Genomic DNA, 23,959 nt, shown 5'->3' with positions numbered 1-23,959 from the left:
CCAGATGATTCGCCAACGAAGGAGAGATTAAATAATCAACAGTACAATGATAATGAGAATGGTTTCTATCAGCAATACTTAAAATGTGTGCGAATGTTGGTTTAGATAATAATTTGCGCCAATGTTGATGTGGCTCAAGGTTATATCAGAGCAAAAATATAATTCGGAGGGCGAATTATTATGGCTGCTTAATGTTTTATTAAGGTTTCAATTGTTAATGATGTGATAAATATTAGCGGAATATATTGTGGTTTTGGCTGTGGAATAAAAATACCGGAGCCAGGCAAGTGCACGGATGGTCCCCTCGCCCCATCGGGGAGAGGGCTAGGGAGAGGGGGGAAAGTTGTGCCTGTTTTGACCCGTAAGCGAGTTTGTCAGCAATCTCAAATGCCGGAGATGTTCTCCGGCACTTTTATGTCAGTTAAGGCGTTTATTGCCAGATGCGGCGTGAACGCCTTATCTGGCCTACGAACCCGTGCAAAGCTGAACCGTAGGCCAGTCGGGTGTTTAACGTTTTTTGCCCATCGCCGCTGCCAGCGCATCCATCATCGCGCTGTTACCGGCAGGCTGCGTTTCACGGCCACGCGGTTTTGCTGCCGGGCGGTTGTTTTGCGGACGATCGTTACCGCCGCCACGACGGACGTTGGTTTCACCAGGCTGTTCGTCCAGACGCATGGTCAGGGCGATACGTTTACGCTGGAGATCCACTTCCAGCACTTTCACCTTCACAATGTCACCCGCTTTCACCACGGTGTGCGGATCTTCCACAAACTTATTCGACAGGGAAGAGATGTGAACCAGACCGTCCTGATGTACGCCGATATCGACAAACGCGCCAAAGTTGGTGACGTTGGTGACTGCACCTTCGAGGATCATACCCGGTTGCAGGTCGTTCATTGTCTCGACGCCATCGGCAAACTGAGCGGTTTTAAATTCCGGACGCGGGTCGCGACCCGGTTTTTCCAGCTCTTTGATAATGTCGGTTACCGTCGGCACACCGAATTTCTCATCGGTAAAGTCAGAGGCTTTCAGGTTACGCAGTTCGCTGCTGTTACCCATCAGATCTTTCAGTGCCTGTTGCGTTGCCGCCAGAATGCGTTCGACCACCGGATAGGCTTCCGGGTGAACGGTAGACGCGTCCAGCGGGTTATCGCCGTGGTTAATACGCAGGAAGCCCGCACACTGCTCGAAGGCTTTAGGCCCTAAACGGCTAACTTTTAACAATTGCTGACGGTTTTTGAATTGCCCATTCTCATCGCGCCAGGCAACGATGTTTTGTGCCATCATGCGCGTCAGACCCGCCACGCGAGTTAACAGCGGAACAGAAGCGGTGTTGAGATCGACGCCAACGGCGTTTACGCAGTCTTCCACCACTGCATCCAGTTTGCGAGCCAGTTGTGTCTGGCTGACGTCATGCTGATACTGACCCACGCCGATGGATTTCGGATCGATTTTCACCAGCTCCGCCAGCGGATCTTGCAAACGACGGGCGATAGATACCGCGCCACGCAGAGAAACATCGAGATCCGGGAACTCCTGTGCTGCCAGTTCGGAAGCAGAGTAAACCGATGCGCCTGCTTCGCTGACGATCACTTTTTGCGCCGTCACTTTCGGGAACTGCTTCTGAACGTCGAGATAGAAACGCTCGGTTTCGCGGGAAGCCGTACCGTTACCAATCGCCACCAGTTCAACGTTATGTTTTTCGCACAGAGCAGCAACGGTCATCGCTGCTTTTGCGGCCTGCCCGGTGTGCGGATAAATGGTGTCGGTTGCCACCAGTTTACCGGTCGCATCGACTACCGCTACTTTTACCCCGGTACGCAGACCCGGATCGAGACCCATCGTCGCACGCAGCCCGGCAGGAGCCGCCATCAGCAGATCATGCAGGTTACGGGCAAAAACGTTGATTGCTTCATCTTCTGCGCGTTCGCGCACGGTGCCCATCAGTTCGGTTTCCAGATGCATCAGCACCTTGATGCGCCAGGTCCAGCTCACCACGCCCTTGCGCCAGCTATCCGCCGGAGCATTGTTCAGGCGCAGGCCGAGGTGATCCATAATGATTTGTTCGCAATAGCTCTCTTTCGGTGGCTCGTCGAACTGCGGATCGGCATTCAGCGAAAGCTGGAGTACGCCTTCATTACGCCCACGGAACATCGCCAGCGCGCGGTGAGAGGGCACCGTTGACAGCGGTTCGTGATGATCGAAATAGTCGCGAAATTTTGCCCCTTCCTCTTCTTTACCGCTCACTACGGTTGAGACCAGATGTGCGTTCTTCCACAGATAATCACGCACTTTCGCCAACAGGGCGGCATCTTCGGCAAAACGTTCCATCAGTATATAGCGCGCGCCGTCCAGCGCGGCTTTGGTATCCGCTACGCCTTTATCAGCATCAACAAATTGCGCAGCGGCAATTTCCGGCGTTTGCGATGGATCGTTCCACAACAGGTCAGCTAACGGCTCAAGACCTGCTTCAATGGCGATTTGCCCACGGGTGCGGCGTTTAGGTTTATAGGGCAGATAGAGGTCTTCGAGTTCGGTTTTGCTTAAAGTGGCGTTGATGGCATTCGCCAGCTCATCGGTGAGTTTACCTTGCTCAGAAATGGACTTGAGGATCGCCTGACGTCTCTCTTCCAGCTCGCGCAAATATCCCAGACGCGTTTCCAGATTACGCAACTGCGTGTCATCCAGACCGCCGGTGATTTCCTTACGATAACGTGCGATAAACGGCACGGTATTCCCTTCGTCAAGCAGGCGAACGGCGGCTTCAACCTGTTCCGGGCGCGCCTGAATTTCACCCGCAATAATGCGGCAGAACGAATCATTCATCATGGTTTGAGTTCATCTTTTCGGATCAAAAATCAGGGGATAGTTATACGGACTGGCTGGCAAAAATGCCAGCCATCGGCAGGAGGTTAAGACTCTTCCTTACGGTTTCACATACTCGATGGCATTAACATACCAGCTCGCTTCCCCGGCAGGGGTATTCACCACCGCCAGATCGCCAACCTCTTTTTTCAGCAATGCGCGGGCCATTGGGGAATCAATAGAGATGTAATCTTTACGGCCAAAAATTTCATCGTAGCCGACGATACGAAAACGGTGGGTAACACCATCGTCGTTTTCAATCTCCACCCACGCGCCAAAGAACACTTTGCCTTCCTGCTGCGGGGAATAATCGACGATTTTGAGATTTTCCATGCATTTAGTGAGGTAGCGCACGCGGCGGTCGATTTCACGCAGGCGCTTTTTATTATACTGATAGTCAGCATTTTCGCTGCGGTCGCCCAGACTTGCAGCCCAGGTCACCTTTTTTGTGACCTCGGGGCGTTCTTCACGCCAGAGATAATTGAGCTCTTGTTTGAGTTTTTCATACCCTTCCCGGGTAATCAGGGGCGTTTTCATCTCGTTGATTCCCTTTGTCTGTTTGATAATGCGCACATTGGGTATAACGTGATCATATCAACAGAATCAATAATGTTCCGCCGAATAAATTGTATACTTAAACTGCTGTTTAATATGCTTTGTAACAATTTAGGCTGAAATTTATACCAGATTTAGCTGGTGACGAACGTAAGCTTTTTTAAGAATACACGCTTACAAATTGTTGCGAACCTTTGGGAGTATAAACAATGCAAGAGAACTACAAGATTCTGGTGGTCGATGACGACATGCGCCTGCGCGCGCTGCTGGAGCGTTATCTCACCGAACAAGGCTTCCAGGTTCGAAGCGTCGCTAATGCAGAACAGATGGATCGCCTGCTCACCCGTGAATCTTTCCATCTTATGGTACTGGATTTGATGTTACCTGGTGAAGATGGCTTGTCGATTTGCCGACGTCTTCGTAGCCAGAGTAACCCGATGCCGATCATTATGGTGACGGCGAAAGGGGAAGAAGTTGACCGTATCGTTGGCCTGGAGATTGGCGCTGACGATTACATTCCGAAACCGTTTAACCCACGTGAACTGCTGGCTCGTATTCGTGCGGTACTGCGTCGTCAGGCGAACGAGTTGCCGGGCGCGCCGTCGCAGGAAGAAGCGGTAATTGCTTTCGGTAAGTTCAAACTTAACCTCGGTACGCGCGAAATGTTCCGTGAAGATGAGCCGATGCCGCTCACCAGCGGTGAATTTGCGGTACTGAAGGCGCTGGTCAGTCATCCGCGTGAGCCGCTCTCCCGCGATAAATTGATGAACCTTGCCCGTGGACGTGAATATTCCGCAATGGAACGCTCCATCGACGTGCAGATCTCGCGTCTGCGCCGCATGGTGGAAGAAGATCCGGCGCACCCACGTTACATTCAGACCGTCTGGGGTCTGGGCTACGTCTTCGTGCCGGACGGTTCTAAAGCATGAGGCGATTGCGCTTCTCGCCACGAAGTTCATTTGCCCGCACGTTATTGCTCATCGTCACCTTGCTGTTCGTCAGCCTGGTGACGACTTACCTGGTGGTACTGAACTTCGCGATTTTGCCGAGCCTTCAGCAGTTTAATAAAGTCCTCGCATACGAAGTACGTATGTTGATGACCGACAAACTGCAACTGGAGGACGGCACGCAGTTGGTTGTGCCTCCCGCTTTTCGTCGGGAGATCTACCGTGAGCTGGGGATCTCTCTCTATTCCAACGAAGCTGCCGAAGAGGCAGGGCTGCGTTGGGCGCAACACTATGAATTCTTAAGCCATCAGATGGCGCAGCAACTGGGCGGTCCGACGGAAGTTCGCGTCGAGGTCAACAAAAGCTCGCCTGTCGTCTGGCTGAAAACCTGGCTGTCGCCCAATATCTGGGTGCGTGTGCCGCTGACCGAAATTCATCAGGGTGATTTCTCCCCGCTGTTCCGCTATACGCTGGCGATAATGCTGTTGGCGATAGGCGGCGCGTGGCTGTTTATTCGTATTCAGAACCGACCGTTAGTCGATCTCGAACATGCGGCTTTGCAGGTGGGTAAGGGGATTATTCCTCCGCCGCTGCGTGAATATGGTGCTTCGGAGGTGCGTTCGGTTACCCGTGCCTTCAACCATATGGCGGCTGGCGTCAAGCAACTGGCGGATGACCGCACGTTGTTGATGGCAGGGGTGAGTCATGACCTGCGCACGCCGCTGACGCGTATTCGCCTGGCAACGGAGATGATGAGTGAGCAGGATGGCTACCTGGCGGAATCGATCAACAAGGATATCGAAGAGTGCAATGCCATCATTGAGCAATTTATCGACTATCTACGTACCGGGCAGGAGATGCCGATGGAGTTGGCCGATCTTAATGCCGTGCTTGGTGAGGTGATTGCTGCGGAAAGTGGCTATGAGCGGGAAATTGAAACCGCGCTTGAGCCGGGCAGCATTGAAGTAAAAATGCATCCGCTCTCCATCAAACGCGCAGTGGCAAATATGGTGGTGAACGCCGCCCGTTACGGCAATGGCTGGATTAAAGTCAGTAGCGGTACGGAGCCGAATCGCGCCTGGTTCCAGGTGGAAGATGATGGTCCTGGTATTGAACCAGAGCAGCGTAAGCACTTATTCCAGCCGTTTGTCCGCGGCGACAGCGCGCGCACCATTAGCGGAACGGGGTTAGGGCTGGCAATTGTGCAGCGTATCATCGATAACCATAACGGGATGCTGGAGCTCGGCACCAGCGAGCGAGGCGGGCTTTCCATTCGCGCCTGGTTGCCTGTACCGGTCACGCGAGCGCAGGGCACGACAAAAGAAGGGTAAAAAAATGGGAGGCGATGAGCCTCCCGTTTTTTTCGCTTCTAATACATTATGCTCACAACACGAGAATATAGACTCATCGTGTTGATAAGATTATTCAACTTCCATATTGCTACTTACATTGCAAAAACCAACTTGATGAAGGTGAGCTATTTCACGAACTTTTTTCAATGCGTCATCTGCTACAGACCAGCTAAATGCCATATAGATAATATTTTTTCCAATTGAATAGTCGGTCAAATAAACATCTAATCCTGACTCATCCAGCTTATCGAACTGTTCGTCATCGGGGGCATCCGGCCCATTTAAATTAGGGAAGGTTTGAATCAGAGTTGAGTAAAAATTTCTAAGGGCGGGGCTGCTTATTTCTGAATTATTGTAGTCGTGTTGTTCACTCCACGAAGTTTGCTTCTCATACCATTCCATAAAAACAGCCGGATCTTGTGGGGCTGCACTACGTTCAAACACCATTAAATCGTAGCTCATTGATGCTTCCTTTCTACTATAAAAAATCCCCCGTATCTTGCGAAACGGGGGCTTTTGTCTCTTAACTTAACTGATTACAGCTTCGGGCCAGCAGCGACCAGCGCGGCACCCGCAGGGGTGTCGGTGTATTTATCGAAGTTGTCGATAAACAGTTTCGCCAGCGTTTCAGCTTTTTCCTGCCACTGTTCCGGAGAGGCGTAGGTGTTACGCGGATCGAGGATCTTCGTGTCTACGCCCGGCAGCTCGGTTGGGATCGCCAGGTTAAACATCGGCAGGGTGAAGGTTTCTGCGTTATCCAGCGAACCGTTCAGGATGGCATCGATAATGGCGCGGGTATCTTTAATGGAGATACGTTTGCCAGTGCCGTTCCAGCCGGTGTTAACGAGATATGCCTGCGCACCCGCCGCCTGCATACGTTTCACCAGCACTTCTGCGTACTGAGTCGGGTGCAGCGACAGGAATGCCGCGCCGAAACAGGCAGAGAAGGTTGGCGTCGGTTCGGTGATGCCACGCTCAGTACCGGCCAGTTTGGCGGTGAAGCCTGAGAGGAAGTGGTACTGGGTTTGATCGGCAGTCAGGCGAGAAACCGGCGGCAGTACGCCAAAAGCATCTGCGGTCAGGAAGATCACTTTAGTCGCGTGGCCCGCTTTGGAGACTGGCTTAACGATGTTTTCGATATGATAGATCGGATAAGAAACGCGGGTATTCTCGGTTTTTGAACCATCATCAAAGTCGATAGTGCCATCTTCACGCACGGTGACGTTTTCCAGCAGCGCATCGCGACGGATGGCGTTGTAGATTTCGGGTTCTGCTTCTTTCGACAGCTTGATGGTTTTCGCGTAGCAGCCGCCTTCGAAGTTAAATACGCCGTCATCATCCCAGCCGTGCTCGTCATCGCCAATCAGGCGACGTTTCGGGTCGGTGGAAAGGGTGGTTTTACCGGTGCCGGAAAGGCCGAAGAACACCGCAACATCGCCTTTCTCGCCAACGTTGGCGGAGCAGTGCATGGAGGCAATGCCTTTCAGTGGCAGCAGGTAGTTCATCATTGAGAACATCCCTTTCTTCATCTCACCGCCGTACCAGGTGCCACCAATCAACTGCATGCGCTCAGTCAGGTTAAACGCAACGAAGTTTTCAGAGTTCAGACCCTGTTCTTTCCACTGCGGGTTGGTGCACTTCGCGCCGTTCATGACGATAAAGTCTGGTTTGAAATCTTCCAGCTCTTCATCACTCGGGCGAATAAACATGTTCTTGACGAAATGCGCCTGCCAGGCCACTTCGGTGATGAAACGCACGGAAAGGCGAGTGTCCGGGTTAGCGCCACAGAAAGCGTCAACGACAAACAGGCGTTTGCCGGAAAGCTGTTTGGTCACCAGGCCTTTCAGATGCTGCCAGGTTTCCGGAGAGAGAGGTTTGTTGTCGTTCTTACCTTTGCCTTTGTCGGCCCACCAGAAGGTATCGCGGGTAGTATCGTCACGGACGATATACTTATCTTTTGGTGAGCGGCCGGTGAAGATCCCGGTATCGACGGCAACAGCACCCAGGTTAGTTAACACCCCGCGCTCATAACCGGTCAGGTTTGGATCAAGCTCTTCCTGATACAACAGATCATAGCTTGGGTTGTAAACGATATCATGTACGTCACTGATACCATAAGCCTCGAGTTCTTGCGGGGTCAAACCATTGTTAACGCGCATTTCACTGCTCCTTAGCCAATATGTATTGCCTGAATAGTAAAGTCTTTTTGGGGGTGTTAACCGCGACAAGGCTCATAGATTTACGTATCTGGAGAAATTCATATTTGACAAAAAACTCCGTGATTCCTGTCACGAAACGGTTGCTATTATCGCAGAAATAGCATTCCCGGTGTGGAAAATGTTCTTAAAAGGTTAAAAATTGGTTTATATGGCAGGGATATTGTGAGCGTAATCGCATTCATTTATGAAACTGATGAAAATTCAATAGATAAAGTATCGATTCACCACGCTAACTTTTTTTGATTATTTTCTGAAAAAAGCAAATTAGTCCTGCCTGGATGCGATAATTAACTCTCCTTTCGAATCTGGATACCAACATGGACAACGTTGAACTTTCACCCGTAACACGCTGGGGAATGGTTGCTACCGGATTACTCCAGGGGCTGGTTTGCTACTTGCTGATAACCTGGCTTGCCGGAAAAAATAACAGTTGGATTGTCTATGGTGTGCCTGCGACCCTGGCGCTTTCATCTGTTTTACTCTTCACCGTGGTGTCCTTCAAACAGAAGCGACTTTGGGGATGGTTGGCGATAGTGTTGATTGCCACTCTCGGGATGAGCGGCTGGCTGAAGTGGCAAATTGATGGCATGAGTCCCTGGAGAGCGGAAAAGGCGCTTTGGGATTTTGGTTGTTATCTGCTGTTGATGGGAGTGATGTTGCTGCCGTGGATACAACAGAGCCTGCGTGTGCACAATGACATTACCCGCTATAGCTATTTTTACCAGTCGGTATGGCATAACGTACTTGTATTATTAGTGATTTTTATCACCAATGGCCTGACGTGGCTGGTGCTTTTACTGTGGAGTGAGTTATTTAAACTTGTTGGCATCACGTTTTTCAAAACGCTCTTTTTTTCATCCGACTGGTTTATTTATCTTACGCTTGGGCTGGTTACTGCGCTGGCGGTGATCCTGGCGCGGACACAGTCACGTTTAATTGACTCAATTCAAAAGTTGTTCACGTTAATTGCCACGGGTTTACTGCCGTTGGTGTCATTGCTGACGCTGCTGTTTATTATCACCCTGCCGTTTGCGGGCCTGAATGCGATTTCTCGCCATATCTCTGCCGCCGGGTTGCTTTTGACGCTGGCCTTTTTGCAACTGCTTTTAATGGCCGTTGTCCGCGATCCGCAAAAAGCATCAATTCCCTGGGCTGGCCCGTTGCGTTACCTGATTAAAACCGCTCTGCTGGTTACGCCGCTGTATGTGCTGATCGCCGCCTGGGCGTTATGGTTGCGGGTTGCTCAGTACGGCTGGACTGCCGAACGCTTGCATGGTGCGCTGGCTGTGGTGGTGTTACTGGTTTGGTCGCTGGGATATTTTGTCAGTATTGTCTGGCGTAAAGGGCAAAATCCCCTTGTTCTTCAGGGTAAAGTGAATCTTGCGGTTTCGTTGCTGGTGCTGGTGATACTGGTATTGCTTAATTCTCCAGTGCTGGACAGTATGCGCATTAGCGTGAACAGTCATATGGCGCGTTATCAGAGCGGCAAAAACACGCCAGACCAGGTGAGTATCTACATGCTCGAACAGAGCGGTCGCTATGGACGTGCGGCGCTCGAGTCGCTGAAAAGCGATGTCGAGTATATGAAAGACCCGAAACGCAGACGGAGTCTGCTTATGGCGTTTGATGGAGTCCAGCGTCTTCAGCAGCGGATATCGGAAAAAGCATTAGCCGATAATGTATTAATTGCCCCAGGTTCTGGCAAACCGGATGCGACATTCTGGTCGGCAGTGATGAAAAATCTCTATAACGCGATGATATGTATTGAAAAAGACGCCTGTGTACTGGTTGAGCAAGATCTGAATAGTGATGGCAGGGCAGAGGGGATTCTTTTCGCTTTTAATAGTGAAAGATATATTGTTTATGGCTTTGATCCTGACAAGAAAGAATGGCAAGAGCTTACGATGAGTTTACTTCCGCGCGAAATAACGAAAGAAAAATTACTCACTGCTGCGAAGGAGGGAAAACTGGGGACGAAGCCTAAAGCGTGGCGCGATCTTACGGTGGATGGTGAAACGCTGGATTTGAATCTGAATGAGTGACAACGCGCATCTGATTTTTGCCGGATTCGGTGCGAACGCCTTATCTGACCTACAATAACTTGCGATTTATACCGTAGGCCTGATAAGCGCAGCGCATCAGGCTATTAAGACAAAAAATCCGGCAGAGTTGTCTCTGCCGGATTTACTAATTAATGAACCTGCGGGTCTGCCGGAGATGCGTTGTTGCGGATCCCGGCAATATCCATCGCATTGAACACATAGTGGTTACCACAGTAATCACAATGCATGTCAATTTCGCCTTCTTCCGCCAGGATGCTATCTACTTCTTCATCCGGCAGCGTTTTCAGCGCGTCGGCGCAACGTTCACGCGAGCAGGTGCATTTGAACTCAACATCCTGCGGATCGTAAACCGTCACTTCTTCTTCGTGATACAAACGCCACAAAACCTCGTTTGCCGGTAAGGTCAGCAGTTCTTCGGTTTTGATGGTTTCGGTCAGTGTCGCCAGGTGATTGAAGTCATCCTGCTGGGCATTTTGCGCAGGCATCACCTGCAACAGCATGCCGCCAGCGGCAGGCTTACCATCTACTTCGCCGGTGCGAATAAACAGGCGCGTCGGCAACTGTTCAGAACGCATAAAGTAATCTTCCAGGCAAGCTGCCAGGGTATCACCTTCCAGACCAACGACGCCCTGATAGCGTTCGCCTTCGCTCGGCGTAATGGTAATTACCACATAACCGTTACCGACCAGCGTTTTCAGATCGGCATTTTCTGGAATTTCGCCCTGCACGCGTGCGACGCCGCGCATCTGTTGTTTGTTGTTTCCGTTGATGACCGCCAGATTCATCGGGCCGTCGCCTTGTAGTTGCACGGTGATATCACCATCAAACTTCAGTGTAGCGGTCAGCAGGCTGGTTGCGACCAGCAGTTCTGCCAGCACGTTTTTCACCGGCTGCGGATAATCGTGATTCTCAAGGATCTGTTGCAGGGTTTCCGAAACGGTTACCAGTTCGCCGCGCACGGCAAAGTTTTCAAACAGATAGCGATGTAATTGGTCATGTTGCGGCATAATCATCTCTCTTGCAGGTGACAGTTATTCACTGTCGCCGTGTTTAAATCGTAACAGGTCGCGGCGCTCTTTTTTGTCCGGGCGTCGGTCCGGGTGCGGCATGGTTAAGGCATTAAGTTTACGTGCCAGCGCCATTTTTTCGCGTTTCTCTACACTTTCCGCAGTCTCTTCATACAGCAAGACCGCCTCGCTGGCGGGGCGACGCTGCTCAGTAATCGCCTTCACAATTACTGTTCGCTCGTCATTTCCCTGGCGCAGTGTGAGCGTGGCATTCAGTTCGACGACTTTACTCGGCTTGCTGCGCTGCCCGTTGTAATGCACCTTACCGCCTTCAATCATTTCGCGGGCCAGCGCGCGGGTTTTATAAAAACGGGCGGCCCATAGCCATTTATCCAGTCGAACCTCAACAGCAGGTTTTTCTTTCATGGCGTCTCCTTCACATTAGCGAGGGGATCAGGCGGCGGTAGTCATTCAGTGACGGATGGCGCTCATACTGTTTTTCAGCAATCCCTGAGTCGGGATTAGTAACGCCGAGGCAGTAACGAATACCAAATTGCGCGGCAGCGTCGAGAATCGCTTCGCTGTCATCAATAAACAGCGTTCTTTCAGCTTTCAGACCCGTAGCTTCGGCCACCGCATGCCATAACCGCTGATCCTCTTTCGGATAACCAAATGTGTGGGTGGAAAGTAATAAATCAAGGTGTGCGTCCAGACCGGTATGCTCGAGTTTTACCGCCAGATTGTGCGGATGGGCGTTAGTGAGCAAAATTCGCCGCTTGCCGCTGGCTTTCAGAGCTTCAAGAAACGGAATTGTATCTTCACGCAGCACGGCGCGTGGCCCCATTTCGGTGGTCATCGCGCAAATATCCAGGCCCAGTTGCTCACTCCAGTAATCAAGACAGTACCAGTTTAGCGTATGCTGCACGTCGTGATATTGCTGGCGCATATATTCCATCGCTTCTTGTGGCGTGACACCGTTCTGCGCGCCCCAGGTTTCGGGCACCAGCTTTTGCCAGAAATAGTTATCGAAAGCGAGGTCGAGCAGTGTGCCGTCCATATCCAGCAGAACGGTGTCTACGTCCTGCCAGGCAATGTTGATATGCATGGGGGAATCTCCAGAGTGAAGCAATTTGCGCGACAGGGTAGCATAACCTGCCGCGCAAACGTGTTATTCGATGAGGCTTTCTGAAGATGTCAGCAGTTTCGAATTCAGGCAGTTTTCGTAGTATTCCTGAATTTTTAGCATACGGGTACGGTGACGCTGGCATCGCCGCCAGGCCTGCACGCCATTATAGATGGCGCTGCCCAGCATCGTTAGCAACAGCAATGTCGTGCCCAGATAGCGCCACAGTCCGGAGCGATCCGGGATGGGGTGCAGGCCGATATGCTGCGTGCCGTTGGCGTCGGTGAAAATTTTGGTGACGATCCCCTCGGCGTTAAAAGGCGTATGCATCAACATTTGTGCCAGCTTCTGGAAGGCGTTCCACTGCTCTTGTGGTGGATAATCATAAAGCGAAACCGCAGGCCACGGTTGATCGACTAAATCACTGCCTTCGTCGCTGACAATCAGGAATCCTCCCGGTGCCGGGCTATTCAGTGATTGCGCCGCTCGCGCCGTTTCATGAGTGATGAATGGTGCTGTAGAGGTTTCCACCAGGTTATCGAGTGATTCTGCACTCACCGGACGGAGTAACACATTGACACCGTCGAGTTTTCCGGCGTTGGCGCGTTTTACCAGTGCGTCCCAGTCCTTACTGTTGCCGAGATTTACCAGCGCATTTTTCAACCGTACACAATCATCTTTGGCAGCACAGAGATCAGCCGTCTTCAGCACAATGTCGCCAAAGTCATCAAGCAGTACCATGCCGGATTTCTGAATTGCTGAACGCAATGAGGCGCTGACGCGAGATTCATCATCCGGTTTCGGGTGCAACTGGCGGTTTACTGCCTCGGTCAGTGCCGTGGCCTTGTTGACCAGTTCAGACTCTGGTAATGGCAATGAACGGGCGTCATTCCAGATGATCTGCGAGCAGTCAAATGGCAAAAACGGTGAATTAGTTTTCGCGCTCCAGGTGCCGGAAGTGCGGATATTACACATCCCTGTACCGCTAAGACGTAAGGTATCGCCTACACGTACTCCGGCATCTGCCAGTTGTTTAACGCTGGTGGCCTCAATGGTCTGCGCGCCTTTCATCCAGGAGAGGGTGAATTTCAGCGGCATATCCAGCGGGATCCAGAACAGCAGCATAAACAGCACCAGCAGCGATCCGGCAGCGATAACCGTACTGCGTAGCCAGTGTTGCAGCGGGAAGTTTTTCACTTCGTCATGCAGCGAAAGATAGCGTCCCTGGCGTACCACATGCCGATCAAGGTAGATATCGATATCCGTTTGCTGCCCCAGATCCTGGGCAATATAAGGCTGCCAGTGCGCGGGATAGACCAGGTCGATAATACCGAGCGAGATATTGTTGATTTGTTCCTGATCGTTTTCGCCAAATAATCCCCAACGACGCGGCGTACCACGCAGACAGTGGATCTCCCGCAGGGATGATTTTGCCGGCGGTGCAAATAGCCCCCACAGGCCTGCTCCCAGCAGCAGTAATGCGCCACCAGCCAGCCACGGAACAAAGACATCCGGGGTAATCAGGCAGAAAAAGAACATCAGGAAGGAGGCGACAATCAGTAACGCTTCACGCAGCCCACGCGGGCGACTAAGCGCATACTCTTCGTGCGTTTCTTTGCGAATATTGAGTAATTCAATTTGTTCGCTTTCTTCTCCGCGAATCGATGCCTGCGTTGATGGAATAGGTTGTAACGTGTAACCACGAGTCTCCTGCATATACTCTTGCAGCGTATGGCCGTTGAGTGAAATGACTAATGGGAGTGAGTCGGTATAAATCAGTTCAACGGTGTTTTCGTCGTTGATGTACTGCTCCCAGAAAGGCGGCAGGTGGACTTCTACCGAGTCAAGGTAGTAGCGCCATTTATTGGGATCGTCGGTAGAGATGCCATAACGTGTGATAGCGTGCGTCAACATCATGACGTTGTTGCTTTCGGCGTTCAGGGTCAGAGAAACAGGAGCCGTGCTGGCACCCGTTGGGCCGGGAACCTGCAAAACCTGCGTCAGACTGTCGAGATAATTTTCAACGGCGCTACGTTCTTCAGAAGAGAGTTTGCGCGTTTGCGCATCAGCGAAGGCGTTAGCCCAGGACAGTGGACGTCGCCTGGAGCGTACTTTTATCAGCCATCCTGCAAGTAGTGAGCAGGCCAGCAAAGCAGCTAAAAAAATCACAATGGTGCTCATGCTTTCCCCATCTTACTTAATTTGTCAGGTGTGGTTAGTCGCATCCTGGACACAATATAGGATTCTGCGGTTGGCTATCGGCAAGCGTGGAGTTGAACTTGAGCATCATTAAGCGCATCCCAGTAACCGCTGATCATAGCAAACCCTCTGAGGGCGGAATATCAGCAAATTCCTGGACTTATTTCAACCTATTGACTTTTTATTTGATTTGAGAATGATTATTTATTAGGTTACGTAAATGTAAATAACATGCAATTCACATTGCCGAAAGCGTGTCCGATATCGCACAATAACTGCTGATTTCACAGCATAGATTCCACGATGAGCAAATCATTACAAAAACCCACCATTCTGAATGTTGAAACTGTAGCCCGTTCCCGATTGTTTACCGTCGAAAGCGTGGATCTGGAGTTCAGCAACGGCGTGCGGCGTGTTTATGAACGAATGCGTCCAACCAACCGGGAAGCCGTGATGATTGTGCCGATTGTGGACGATCACCTGATTTTGATCCGCGAATACGCAGTGGGAACTGAATCCTACGAGTTAGGATTTTCGAAAGGGTTAATTGACCCCGGTGAAAGTGTCTATGAAGCCGCTAACCGCGAGCTAAAAGAAGAAGTGGGATTTGGTGCGAACGATCTGACTTTCTTGAAGAAGCTCAGCATGGCACCGTCTTACTTTTCCAGCAAAATGAATATCGTGGTGGCGCAGGATCTCTACCCGGAATCGCTGGAAGGCGATGAGCCAGAGCCGCTACCGCAGGTTCGCTGGCCGCTGGCGCATATGATGGATTTGCTCGAAGAGCCTGACTTCAATGAAGCGCGCAATGTCAGTGCGCTGTTCCTCGTGCGCGAGTGGTTGAAGGGGCAGGGGCGGTTGTAAAGCCCCTGGTTATGCAGGCTGGCGTGACTGGGCGAGTTTTTCGTGAATAAACGCCAGTGCTTCCTCTTCTTTATCACTCAGCCATATAAAACTTGACTTGTTCATAACCAATACAAATATATCTTTATAGGGGATAAGGTCATTTATCTCTGACCAGACACAAAAGCTGTGGGTGCCAGATTTTTTCCAGCATTTAACACCAGTCTCATCGATTTTAAAGTTCAATCCTTCCTTCATTGCTGTTTGATTGTAGAGAGCAGATTGCGCTTTCTTCAGTTTATGTCTTGTCCAGTAGGTCTTTACTGAAAAAAACATACCATGTAGCCAAAATACGATAATTAATACTTTGTTTTTGTTGAGTATAAACAGAAGGTCATCGGTGATGTTATTCCAGACTGATAATTCAATTTCTATATTAAATATCCCTAAAATCACGAGAGATGCAGGGAATAGCAAGAAAAACGTGACAGCAATGATGTCATAGAGAGTCGCTTTGTGCAGGCGTGGCACTTTATCTGGATGATATCTTCGTAGAACAAGGCCATTGATGGTTAGAAAATCAGTCTGGTTGAGGCTGAACGGGGCATATTGCCTGGTGAACTGACGACTGATTTCGCTGCAATTCTCTGAAAGAGAAGGGGAGTGAATTTCCATTTTCGTTGATATCTTCCATAGTAAAAAAGCCCGGCAACATTAACGCTGCCGGGCGTCGTTTTTAGAACAATTCCTGCGCCTCACCATTATCAATAATGGTTGTACCTACCTCGCGCACCGCCTGCTGTGTAGGCTGCGTACCTTCGATGAAATACTCTTCGCGGCTGTTACCGCCGCTGGCCAGTTGCCCGGTGCTGCGATCGATATTCACCGTCACAATGCCTGGTGGCGGTGTTAACGGTTGTTCCGGCACGCCTTCCAGCACGGCTTTCATATAAGCATCCCATGCTGGCTGCGCGCTCTTCGCTCCACCTTCATAACCCGAGATCTGATCTTTAATCGCGCCGGAAGCCGTGGTGTGGCCGAGATTGCGGCGGTGATCGTCAAAGCCAATCCATACCGAGGTCACAACGCCTGGACCGTAACCCGAAAACCACGCATCTTTCGAGCTGTTGGTTGTCCCGGTTTTCCCGCCAATATCATGACGTTGTAAATCACGGCCTGCGCGCCAGCCGGTGCCCTGCCAACCTGGTTCACCAAAGATATTGGTGTTCAGGGCGCTCTTAATCAGGAATGCCAGCGGTGTGCTGATGACGTGCGGTGCGTACTCTGGCGCGCCAGTCTTCGCCACTAATGTCTGATTAGCCTGCTCCAGTTGCGGCATTGGAACGGAAACATTCTGCTGCGAGCGAGAGGTAGCAACATCTTCAACGTCGCTATTTTCCAGCACGTTCGATTTTTGCGTATCACCGTAAATCACCGGAATATCACATTCCGGGCAGGCTACTTTCGGTTTAGCTTCGAAAATTACGCCACCCTGGTCGTTTTCAATTTTGCTGATAAACCAGGGGTCAACCAGGAAGCCACCATTAGCCATCACTGCGTACCCACGCGCCACCTGTAGCGGCGTGAAGGAAGCAGAACCCAGCGCCAGCGATTCAGTGTGGACAATGTTTTGTGCCGGGAAGCCGAAGCGCTGCAAATACTCTGCGGCATAGTCCACGCCCATCGCACGCATCGCTCGTACCATTACCACGTTTTTCGACTGACCCAGCCCCTGGCGTAAACGGATTGGACCGGCATACTGCGGTGGTGAGTTTTTCGGCTGCCAGTCAGAACCCGCGCCTGCATCCCAGCGGGAAATCGGCACATCGTTCAACATACTTGCCAGCGTCAGACCTTTATCCATCGCTGCGGTGTAGAGGAAAGGCTTGATATTCGAACCAACCTGACGCAGCGCCTGGGTGGCGCGGTTAAATTTGCTCTGGTTGAAGTCAAAGCCACCAACCAGCGCCATAACCGCGCCGTTTTGTGGATTGATAGATACCAGCGCAGAGTTCACTTCCGGCACCTGTGCCAGCCACCAGGCATCGCCCATCTGGCGAACCCAGATTTGCTGACCTGTTTGCACAACATCGCTCACTTTACGCGGCGTCGGTCCCTGCTGAGTATCTGAACGATAAGGCCGCGCCCAGCGCACTCCTTCCATTCGCAGCGTTACAGATGTTCCGTCCGCCAGCATTGCTGTCGCTTCCTGCGGGTTGGCGCGGGTGACCGCGGCAGGCAGCAGCGGACCATAGGTCGGCAGCGCCTTCAGCGTATCGGTAATCTTTTTGTCATCCCACGCTGACTCACCTGCTTTCCACAGCACATTGGCTGGGCCGCGATAGCCATGACGCATGTCGTAGTCCAGAACGTTATTACGTACAGCTTGCTGTGCGGCCTGCTGCACTTTGCGGGTAATGGTAGTGTAAATGCGATAACCGTCTTCATAAGCGCTTTCGCCGTAACGGTTATACATCTCCTGGCGTACCATTTCGGTGAGATACGGCGCTGAGAAGGCGATCTCCGGTGCGTGATAGTTGGCGTTAACCGGCTCAGTGCGTGTCTGAGCGTACTGCTGTTGAGTGATATATCCTTCGTCCAACATTCGCGACAGCACGACGTTCCGTCGCGCAACGGCACGATCCATAGAGTAGAGCGGGTTGAAGGTGGAGGGGGCTTTCGGTAGCCCGGCAATCACCGCCATTTCGTTCAGCGTCAATTGATCGACCGTTTTACCGAAATAGACTTGTGCCGCAGCACCGACACCATAGGCGCGGTAACCGAGGTAAATCTTGTTCAGATAAAGCTCGAGGATCTCGTCTTTCGTCAGCAACTGTTCAATACGAATCGCAAGGAAGACTTCCTTAATTTTACGCATCAGCGTGCGTTCTGGACTCAGGAAGAAGTTTCTCGCCAGTTGTTGGGTGATGGTGCTCGCCCCTTGTGATGCGTGGCCGGAGAACAGCGCCACGCTTGCCGCACGGAAGATCCCCACCGGGTCAACACCGTGATGCTCGTAGAAGCGGCTGTCTTCCGTCGCAATAAAGGCTTTCACCATTTCCGGCGGGATTTGATCCAACGTAACCGGAATACGACGTTTTTCACCGTATTGAGCAATTAGCTCGCCATCGGCACTGTAAATCTGCATCGGAATTTGCAGGCGTACATCTTTTAATGTCGCCACATCCGGCAGTTGTGGCTCGATGTAGCGGTAGAGGCCATAAATCGAGCCTGCTCCCAGCAGAATGCAACAGACTGCAAGGATCAATAAATACTTTACGAACTTCACTGGAAATTTCCCATTTAGTTTCATTTGGGCAGTTTATAAACAAACGCGCGGTAGTATAAAGGCAAGCCAGACGCATTGATATACCCGTCAGAGTGACGGGGGATAAGGAGATCATCACAATGGCATTTAAGATCTGGCAAATTGGTTTGCATTTACAACAGCAAGAAGCGGTGGCGGTTGCTATCGTGCGTGGCGCTAAAGAATGCTTTTTACAACGCTGGTGGCGCTTGCCGCTGGCAACAGACATTATCAAAGATGGGCGCATTATTGACGCGGAACGGCTGGCCAAAACGTTGTTACCGTGGAGTCGTGAACTGCCGCGCCGTCATCACATTATGTTGGCATTTCCTGCCAGCCGCACGTTACAGAGGGCAATACCGCGTCCGGCGATGTCCCTCGGTGAACGGGAGCAAACGGCCTGGCTGACAGGTACGATGGCCCGCGAGCTGGATATGGAACCGGACTCCCTGCGCTTTGATTACAGCGAAGATTCGCTAAGCCCTGCTTATAACGTGACCGCTGCGCAAAGCAAAGAGCTGGCGACGCTGCTTACCCTGGCAGAAAGATTGCGTGTTCACGTTAGTGCGATTACCCCAGACGCCTGCGCTTTGCAGCGATTCCTGCCTTTTTTACCCTCTCATCAGCGGTGCCTGGCCTGGCGTGATAACGAACAGTGGCTATGGGCGACGCGTTATAGCTGGGGGCGCAAACTGGCGGTAGGGATGACAAGCGCGAATGAGCTGGCGGCGGCGTTAGCTGTTGACCCCGAAAGTGTCGCGATATGTGGTGAAGGTGGGTTTGACCCCTGGGACGCGGTTTCTGTTCGTCAGCCGCCGCTACCGCCGCCTGGTGGAGACTTCGCTATTGCGCTGGGTCTGGCGCTTGGGGAGACGCGCTGATGAATCCGCCAATCAATTTTTTGCCCTGGCGACAGCAACGCCGGACAACCTTTTTTCGCTTCTGGTTGCTGATGTTCGTTGCTCCTTTGCTGTTGGCTGTTGTGATAACGCAAATGCTGCGTCTGACAAGCAACGCCGAAGCTCGCGTAGATGCTGTTTTACTTCAGGCAGAACAGCAACTTGCCCGTGGCTTACAGGTTACTAAGCCGCGTTTGCTGGAGCGCCAACAATTTCGCGAACAGCGTTTGCAACGTCAGCGCCAGCGACAATTTACCCGCGACTGGCAATCTGCACTGGAGTCACTGGCGACGCTTTTACCGGAGCACGCCTGGCTGACCACGATAAGCTGGCAGCAGGGAACGCTGGAGGTAAAGGGACTTACGGCGAACATTACCGCGTTAAATGCGCTGGAAACGTCACTTCGTCAGGATGCTACTTTTCAGCTCAACCAGCGTGGGGCCACGCAGCAGGATGCACAAGGACGCTGGCAATTTGAGTATCGGTTAACAAGGAAAGTTAGCGATGAACACGTTCTTTGACTGGTGGTATGCCACATCACCCCGTATCCGCCTGTTTGGGTGGACGCTCTGGTTGCTGGTGTTATTCACGCTCCTCTTTCTTTCATTGGCACGCCAGGAAGAGAGCGATGCATTAACCCGACTGCGAGCAACGAATCACCAGCAATCCGTCGCACTGTATCGCCTGGCAGATACCACTCTCATCAGCGAAGAAAAGACATTGCCATTTTCGCCGCTGGATTTTCAGTTGCCCGGCGCGCAACTGGTTTACTGGCACCCGTCCGCCCAGGGAGGCGAGTTGGCGTTGAAAACGCTTTGGGAAGCGGTGCCGTCTGCATTTACACGCCTGGCAGAACGCAATGTCAGCGTGAGCCGTTTTTCGTTAAGCGTGGAAGGTGATGAACTTTTGTTCACGCTACAACTGGAGACGCCACATGAGGGGTAAACGCTGGTTGTTGGCGGGTGTTGCATTATGCCTTTTAACGGGGATGCGTGACCCTTTTAAACCGTCGGAGGATATATGCCGGATTAGCGAACTCAGCCAGTGGCGTTATCAGGGAATAATAGGGCGAGGCGACCGCGTTATTGGCGTAATAAAAGATGGCCAAAAGAAATGGCGACGGGTACAGCAAAACGATGTGCTGGAGAATGGCTGGACGATTTTTCAACTGACGCCAGAAACATTAACGCTGAGAACCGGAAAAAACTGCGAACCGCCACAGTGGTTGTGGCAACGGCAAGGAGATAAAAATGAAGCAATGGATAGCCGCGCTACTGCTGATAATCATGATACCCATCGTACAGGCGGCAAAGCCGCAAAAAGTCACGCTGATGGTGGATGATGTTCCGGTAGCTCAGGTTTTACAGGCACTGGCTGAACAGGAAAAGTTAAACCTGGTGGTCTCGCCTGACGTCAACGGTACGGTGTCATTACATCTCACTGACGTTCCCTGGAAGCAGGCACTACAAACCGTAGTGAAAAGCGCCGGGCTGATAACGCGCCAGGAAGGCAACATTCTCTCGGTGCATTCTGTTGCCTGGCAGAATGACAATATCGCCCGTCAGGAGGCTGAACAGGCGCGGGCGCAGGCGAATCTTCCGCTGGAAAATCGCAATATTACTCTGCAATACGCAGATGCCGGAGAGCTGGCGAAAGCAGGGGAGAAGTTGCTTAGCGCCAAAGGCAGTATGACCGTCGATAAACGCACCAATCGCCTTTTGCTACGTGATAACAAAGCTGCGTTAACTGCGCTGGAACAGTGGGTTGCGCAAATGGATTTGCCGGTCGGGCAAGTTGAACTGTCGGCGCACATTGTCACTATTAATGAAAAAAGTTTGCGGGAATTGGGGGTGAAATGGACGCTGGCAGATGCGCAACAAGCTGGCGGCGTTGGGCAAGTGACCGCACTTGGAAGCGATCTTTCCGTGGCGACGGCGACGACGCATATCGGGTTTAACATTGGGCGCATCAACGGGCGTTTACTGGATTTGGAGCTTTCCGCACTCGAACAAAAACAGCAACTGGATATTATCGCCAGCCCGCGTCTGCTGGCCTCGCATCTCCAGCCTGCCAGCATTAAACAAGGAAGCGAGATCCCGTATCAGGTTTCCAGCGGTGAAAGCGGCGCGACGTCGGTGGAATTTAAAGAGGCCGTACTGGGAATGGAGGTCACGCCTACAGTGTTACAAAAAGGCCGCATCCGGTTGAAATTACACATCAGCCAGAACGTGCCGGGGCAAGTACTACAACAGGCCGATGGCGAAGTGCTGGCGATTGATAAACAGGAGATCGAAACGCAGGTTGAAGTCAAAAGCGGAGAAACGCTGGCACTGGGCGGCATCTTTACCCGTAAAAATAAATCGGGACAGGATAGCGTACCGCTGCTGGGCGATATCCCCTGGTTCGGGCAATTATTTCGTCATGACGGAAAAGAAGATGAACGACGTGAGTTAGTGGTGTTTATCACGCCACGGTTGGTTTCCAGTGAGTAAATCACCGCAAAAACGGCGATGTTTTTATGCTGAACATGTTTCATCTATTTGACGTGCGCAGGTATTTAGCATACAAGGAGTACCGATTTGAGAGTCGGTGTTCCTTGCTGCCTGCGTTATATGATGGTGATTTATCTTTCACGCGGCATTTTGCTGTCTTTTTTACGCTAATCTTACCCGGTGATTTATCGCCAGAGCGGTGATAGCAAGGCAGTGCACCTGCAACGACCAGATATGCAGAGGGAGGGGCGATTTATTCAGTTGCCAAACCCGCTGGAGTATTGAGATAATTTTCAGTCTGACTCTCGCAATATCTTATGAGGTTTCAGTTCATGTCCTGCGGCGCTCTCTGAGCGAAGCGGGTTTATCATTAACGAATAGTCTTAGTAGTACCGAAAAAATGGCAGAGAAACGCAATATCTTTCTGGTTGGGCCTATGGGTGCCGGAAAAAGCACTATTGGGCGCCAGTTAGCTCAACAACTCAATATGGAATTTTACGATTCCGATCAAGAGATTGAGAAACGAACCGGAGCTGATGTGGGCTGGGTTTTCGATTTAGAAGGCGAAGAAGGCTTCCGCGAACGCGAAGAAAAGGTCATCAATGAGTTGACCGAGAAGCAGGGTATTGTGCTGGCTACTGGCGGCGGCTCTGTGAAATCCCGCGAAACGCGTAACCGTCTTTCCGCACGTGGTGTTGTCGTTTATCTTGAAACGACCATCGAAAAGCAACTTGCGCGCACGCAGCGTGATAAAAAACGCCCGTTGCTGCACGTTGAAACGCCGCCGCGTGAAGTTCTGGAAGCGTTGGCTAATGAACGCAATCCGCTGTATGAAGAGATTGCCGACGTGACCATTCGTACTGATGATCAAAGCGCCAAAGTGGTCGCAAACCAGATTATTCACATGCTGGAAAGCAACTAATTCTGGCTTTATATACACTCGTCTGCGGGTACAGTAATTAAGGTGGATGTCGCGTTATGGAGAGGATAGTCGTTACTCTCGGGGAACGTAGTTACCCAATTACCATCGCATCTGGTTTGTTTAACGAACCAGCTTCATTCTTACCGCTGAAATCGGGCGAGCAGGTGATGTTGGTCACCAACGAAACCCTGGCTCCCTTGTATCTCGATAAGGTTCGCGGCGTACTTGAACAGGCGGGTGTTAACGTTGATAGCGTTATCCTTCCTGACGGCGAGCAGTATAAAAGCCTGGCAGTGCTCGACACCGTTTTTACGGCGTTGTTGCAAAAGCCGCACGGTCGCGATACGACGCTGGTAGCGCTTGGCGGCGGTGTAGTGGGCGATCTTACCGGTTTTGCAGCGGCGAGCTATCAGCGCGGTGTTCGCTTCATTCAAGTCCCGACGACACTGCTGTCGCAGGTGGACTCTTCCGTCGGCGGCAAAACCGCAGTCAACCATCCCCTCGGTAAAAATATGATTGGCGCTTTTTATCAGCCAGCATCCGTGGTGGTGGATCTCGACTGTCTGAAAACGCTTCCCCCGCGAGAGTTAGCTTCGGGGCTGGCGGAAGTCATCAAATACGGCATTATTCTTGACGGTGAGTTTTTCAACTGGCTGGAAGATAATCTGGATGCATTGCTCGGTCTGGATGGTTCGGCAATGGCGTACTGTATTCGTCGTTGTTGCGAGCTGAAAGCAGAAGTTGTTGCTGCCGACGAGCGCGAATCCGGCTTACGTGCTTTACTGAATCTGGGACATACCTTTGGTCATGCCATTGAAGCTGAAATGGGCTATGGCAATTGGTTACACGGCGAAGCGGTTGCTGCAGGTATGGTGATGGCGGCGCGGACGTCGGAACGTCTTGGGCAGTTCAGTTCTGCCGAAACGCAGCGTATTATTACTCTGCTCACGCGGGCTGGGTTACCGGTTAATGGGCCGCGCGAAATGTCCGCGCAGGCATATTTACCGCATATGCTGCGTGACAAGAAAGTCCTTGCGGGAGAAATGCGCTTAATTCTTCCGTTGGCAATTGGTAAAAGCGAAGTTCGCGGCGGCGTATCGCACGAGCTTGTTCTTAATGCTATTGCCGATTGTCAATCAGCGTAACAACAAGAAAGGTCAGGCCGC

Annotated in this window: 21 protein-coding genes; 11 read left to right on the top strand and 10 right to left on the bottom strand. The window is 51.6% G+C overall.

The features are described 5' to 3' along the window. Window positions 1–507 precede the first annotated feature (507 nt). Window positions 508–2,829 carry a Tex family protein gene (locus A9587_RS12820; protein ID WP_000980770.1) on the bottom strand — a complete coding sequence of 774 codons (2,322 nt, stop codon included), beginning with the start codon at window positions 2,827–2,829 and terminating at the stop codon, window positions 508–510. A 96-nt stretch (window positions 2,830–2,925) separates the two neighbouring features. Continuing rightward, the gene (greB, locus tag A9587_RS12815; protein WP_001517234.1) at window positions 2,926–3,402 is read right to left on the bottom strand and encodes a transcription elongation factor GreB; all 477 of its coding nucleotides are present in this window, start codon (window positions 3,400–3,402) and stop codon (window positions 2,926–2,928) included. A 227-nt stretch (window positions 3,403–3,629) separates the two neighbouring features. Here greB and ompR point away from each other — a divergent pair, with 227 nt between their 5' ends. Beyond that, window positions 3,630–4,349, top strand: a complete 720-nt coding sequence (ompR, locus tag A9587_RS12805) for an osmolarity response regulator transcription factor OmpR (protein ID WP_001157751.1) — start codon at window positions 3,630–3,632, stop codon at window positions 4,347–4,349. Then, a complete protein-coding gene (gene envZ / locus A9587_RS12800) occupies window positions 4,346–5,698 on the top strand; it encodes a two-component system sensor histidine kinase EnvZ (protein ID WP_001253702.1) in 1,353 nt (450 codons plus the stop codon). The genes ompR and envZ overlap by 4 nt, the downstream gene beginning before the upstream one ends. A gap of 90 nt (window positions 5,699–5,788) precedes the next feature. Here the strand turns inward: envZ and A9587_RS12795 are convergent, their stop codons facing one another. Both A9587_RS12795 and pckA read right to left on the bottom strand, forming a co-directional pair. Beyond that, window positions 5,789–6,181: a hypothetical protein gene (locus tag A9587_RS12795; protein WP_016249283.1), complete on the bottom strand. Its 393-nt coding sequence runs from the start codon at window positions 6,179–6,181 to the stop codon at window positions 5,789–5,791. A gap of 74 nt (window positions 6,182–6,255) precedes the next feature. Beyond that, window positions 6,256–7,878: a phosphoenolpyruvate carboxykinase (ATP) gene (pckA, locus tag A9587_RS12790; protein ID WP_001517232.1), complete on the bottom strand. Its 1,623-nt coding sequence runs from the start codon at window positions 7,876–7,878 to the stop codon at window positions 6,256–6,258. A 377-nt stretch (window positions 7,879–8,255) separates the two neighbouring features. Between pckA and A9587_RS12785 the strand changes: the two genes are divergently transcribed. Then, window positions 8,256–9,980, top strand: a complete 1,725-nt coding sequence (locus A9587_RS12785; protein WP_105263292.1) for a DUF4153 domain-containing protein — start codon at window positions 8,256–8,258, stop codon at window positions 9,978–9,980. Window positions 9,981–10,129: 149 nt separating this feature from the next. On the opposite strand, the gene hslO is transcribed toward A9587_RS12785, so the two are convergent. The 4 genes from hslO to igaA form a co-directional block, all read right to left on the bottom strand. Beyond that, complete coding sequence (hslO, locus tag A9587_RS12780; protein ID WP_001517230.1) at window positions 10,130–11,008, bottom strand: Hsp33 family molecular chaperone HslO; 879 nt, start codon at window positions 11,006–11,008, stop codon at window positions 10,130–10,132. A 24-nt stretch (window positions 11,009–11,032) separates the two neighbouring features. Beyond that, window positions 11,033–11,434, bottom strand: coding sequence for a ribosome-associated heat shock protein Hsp15 (gene hslR, locus A9587_RS12775; RefSeq protein ID WP_000660493.1), 402 nt, complete (start codon window positions 11,432–11,434; stop codon window positions 11,033–11,035). A gap of 10 nt (window positions 11,435–11,444) precedes the next feature. Continuing rightward, window positions 11,445–12,113, bottom strand: a complete 669-nt coding sequence (yrfG, locus tag A9587_RS12770; protein ID WP_000547898.1) for a GMP/IMP nucleotidase — start codon at window positions 12,111–12,113, stop codon at window positions 11,445–11,447. A 63-nt stretch (window positions 12,114–12,176) separates the two neighbouring features. After that, the gene (gene igaA, locus A9587_RS12765) at window positions 12,177–14,312 is read right to left on the bottom strand and encodes an intracellular growth attenuator protein IgaA (RefSeq protein WP_105263291.1); all 2,136 of its coding nucleotides are present in this window, start codon (window positions 14,310–14,312) and stop codon (window positions 12,177–12,179) included. A gap of 321 nt (window positions 14,313–14,633) precedes the next feature. Here igaA and nudE point away from each other — a divergent pair, with 321 nt between their 5' ends. Beyond that, window positions 14,634–15,194, top strand: a complete 561-nt coding sequence (gene nudE / locus A9587_RS12760; protein WP_001517227.1) for an ADP compounds hydrolase NudE — start codon at window positions 14,634–14,636, stop codon at window positions 15,192–15,194. A gap of 9 nt (window positions 15,195–15,203) precedes the next feature. Here nudE and A9587_RS12755 read toward each other — a convergent pair whose 3' ends face one another. Next, window positions 15,204–15,848, bottom strand: a complete 645-nt coding sequence (locus A9587_RS12755; RefSeq protein WP_001517226.1) for a hypothetical protein — start codon at window positions 15,846–15,848, stop codon at window positions 15,204–15,206. 61 nt (window positions 15,849–15,909) lie between these two features. Beyond that, complete coding sequence (gene mrcA, locus A9587_RS12750; RefSeq protein ID WP_001517225.1) at window positions 15,910–18,462, bottom strand: peptidoglycan glycosyltransferase/peptidoglycan DD-transpeptidase MrcA; 2,553 nt, start codon at window positions 18,460–18,462, stop codon at window positions 15,910–15,912. Between the two features lie 119 nt (window positions 18,463–18,581). Between mrcA and hofM the strand changes: the two genes are divergently transcribed. The 7 genes from hofM (at window position 18,582) to aroB (ending at window position 23,938) form a co-directional block, all read left to right on the top strand. Beyond that, complete coding sequence (gene hofM / locus A9587_RS12745; RefSeq protein WP_000874538.1) at window positions 18,582–19,361, top strand: DNA utilization protein HofM; 780 nt, start codon at window positions 18,582–18,584, stop codon at window positions 19,359–19,361. After that, the gene (locus A9587_RS12740; RefSeq protein WP_001517224.1) at window positions 19,361–19,900 is read left to right on the top strand and encodes a PilN domain-containing protein; all 540 of its coding nucleotides are present in this window, start codon (window positions 19,361–19,363) and stop codon (window positions 19,898–19,900) included. The genes hofM and A9587_RS12740 overlap by 1 nt, the downstream gene beginning before the upstream one ends. After that, on the top strand, window positions 19,884–20,324 hold the full coding sequence (locus A9587_RS12735) for a HofO family protein (RefSeq protein WP_105263290.1): 441 nt from the start codon (window positions 19,884–19,886) through the stop codon (window positions 20,322–20,324). The genes A9587_RS12740 and A9587_RS12735 overlap by 17 nt, the downstream gene beginning before the upstream one ends. Next, window positions 20,314–20,721: a HofP DNA utilization family protein gene (locus tag A9587_RS12730; RefSeq protein WP_016249278.1), complete on the top strand. Its 408-nt coding sequence runs from the start codon at window positions 20,314–20,316 to the stop codon at window positions 20,719–20,721. The genes A9587_RS12735 and A9587_RS12730 overlap by 11 nt, the downstream gene beginning before the upstream one ends. Then, the gene (gene hofQ, locus A9587_RS12725) at window positions 20,630–21,871 is read left to right on the top strand and encodes a DNA uptake porin HofQ (protein WP_071990327.1); all 1,242 of its coding nucleotides are present in this window, start codon (window positions 20,630–20,632) and stop codon (window positions 21,869–21,871) included. Before A9587_RS12730 ends, hofQ begins: the two co-directional genes overlap by 92 nt. Window positions 21,872–22,271: 400 nt before the next feature. Beyond that, window positions 22,272–22,793, top strand: coding sequence for a shikimate kinase AroK (gene aroK, locus A9587_RS12720; RefSeq protein ID WP_000818619.1), 522 nt, complete (start codon window positions 22,272–22,274; stop codon window positions 22,791–22,793). Window positions 22,794–22,849: 56 nt separating this feature from the next. Next, window positions 22,850–23,938, top strand: coding sequence for a 3-dehydroquinate synthase (aroB, locus tag A9587_RS12715; RefSeq protein ID WP_000439860.1), 1,089 nt, complete (start codon window positions 22,850–22,852; stop codon window positions 23,936–23,938). Window positions 23,939–23,959 lie beyond the last annotated feature (21 nt).

The sequence above is a fragment of the Escherichia sp. MOD1-EC6162 genome (assembly GCF_002965125.1).
Taxonomy (GTDB): Bacteria; Pseudomonadota; Gammaproteobacteria; order Enterobacterales; family Enterobacteriaceae; genus Escherichia; species Escherichia marmotae.
This window is presented reverse-complemented; position numbering and strand designations above follow the sequence as displayed.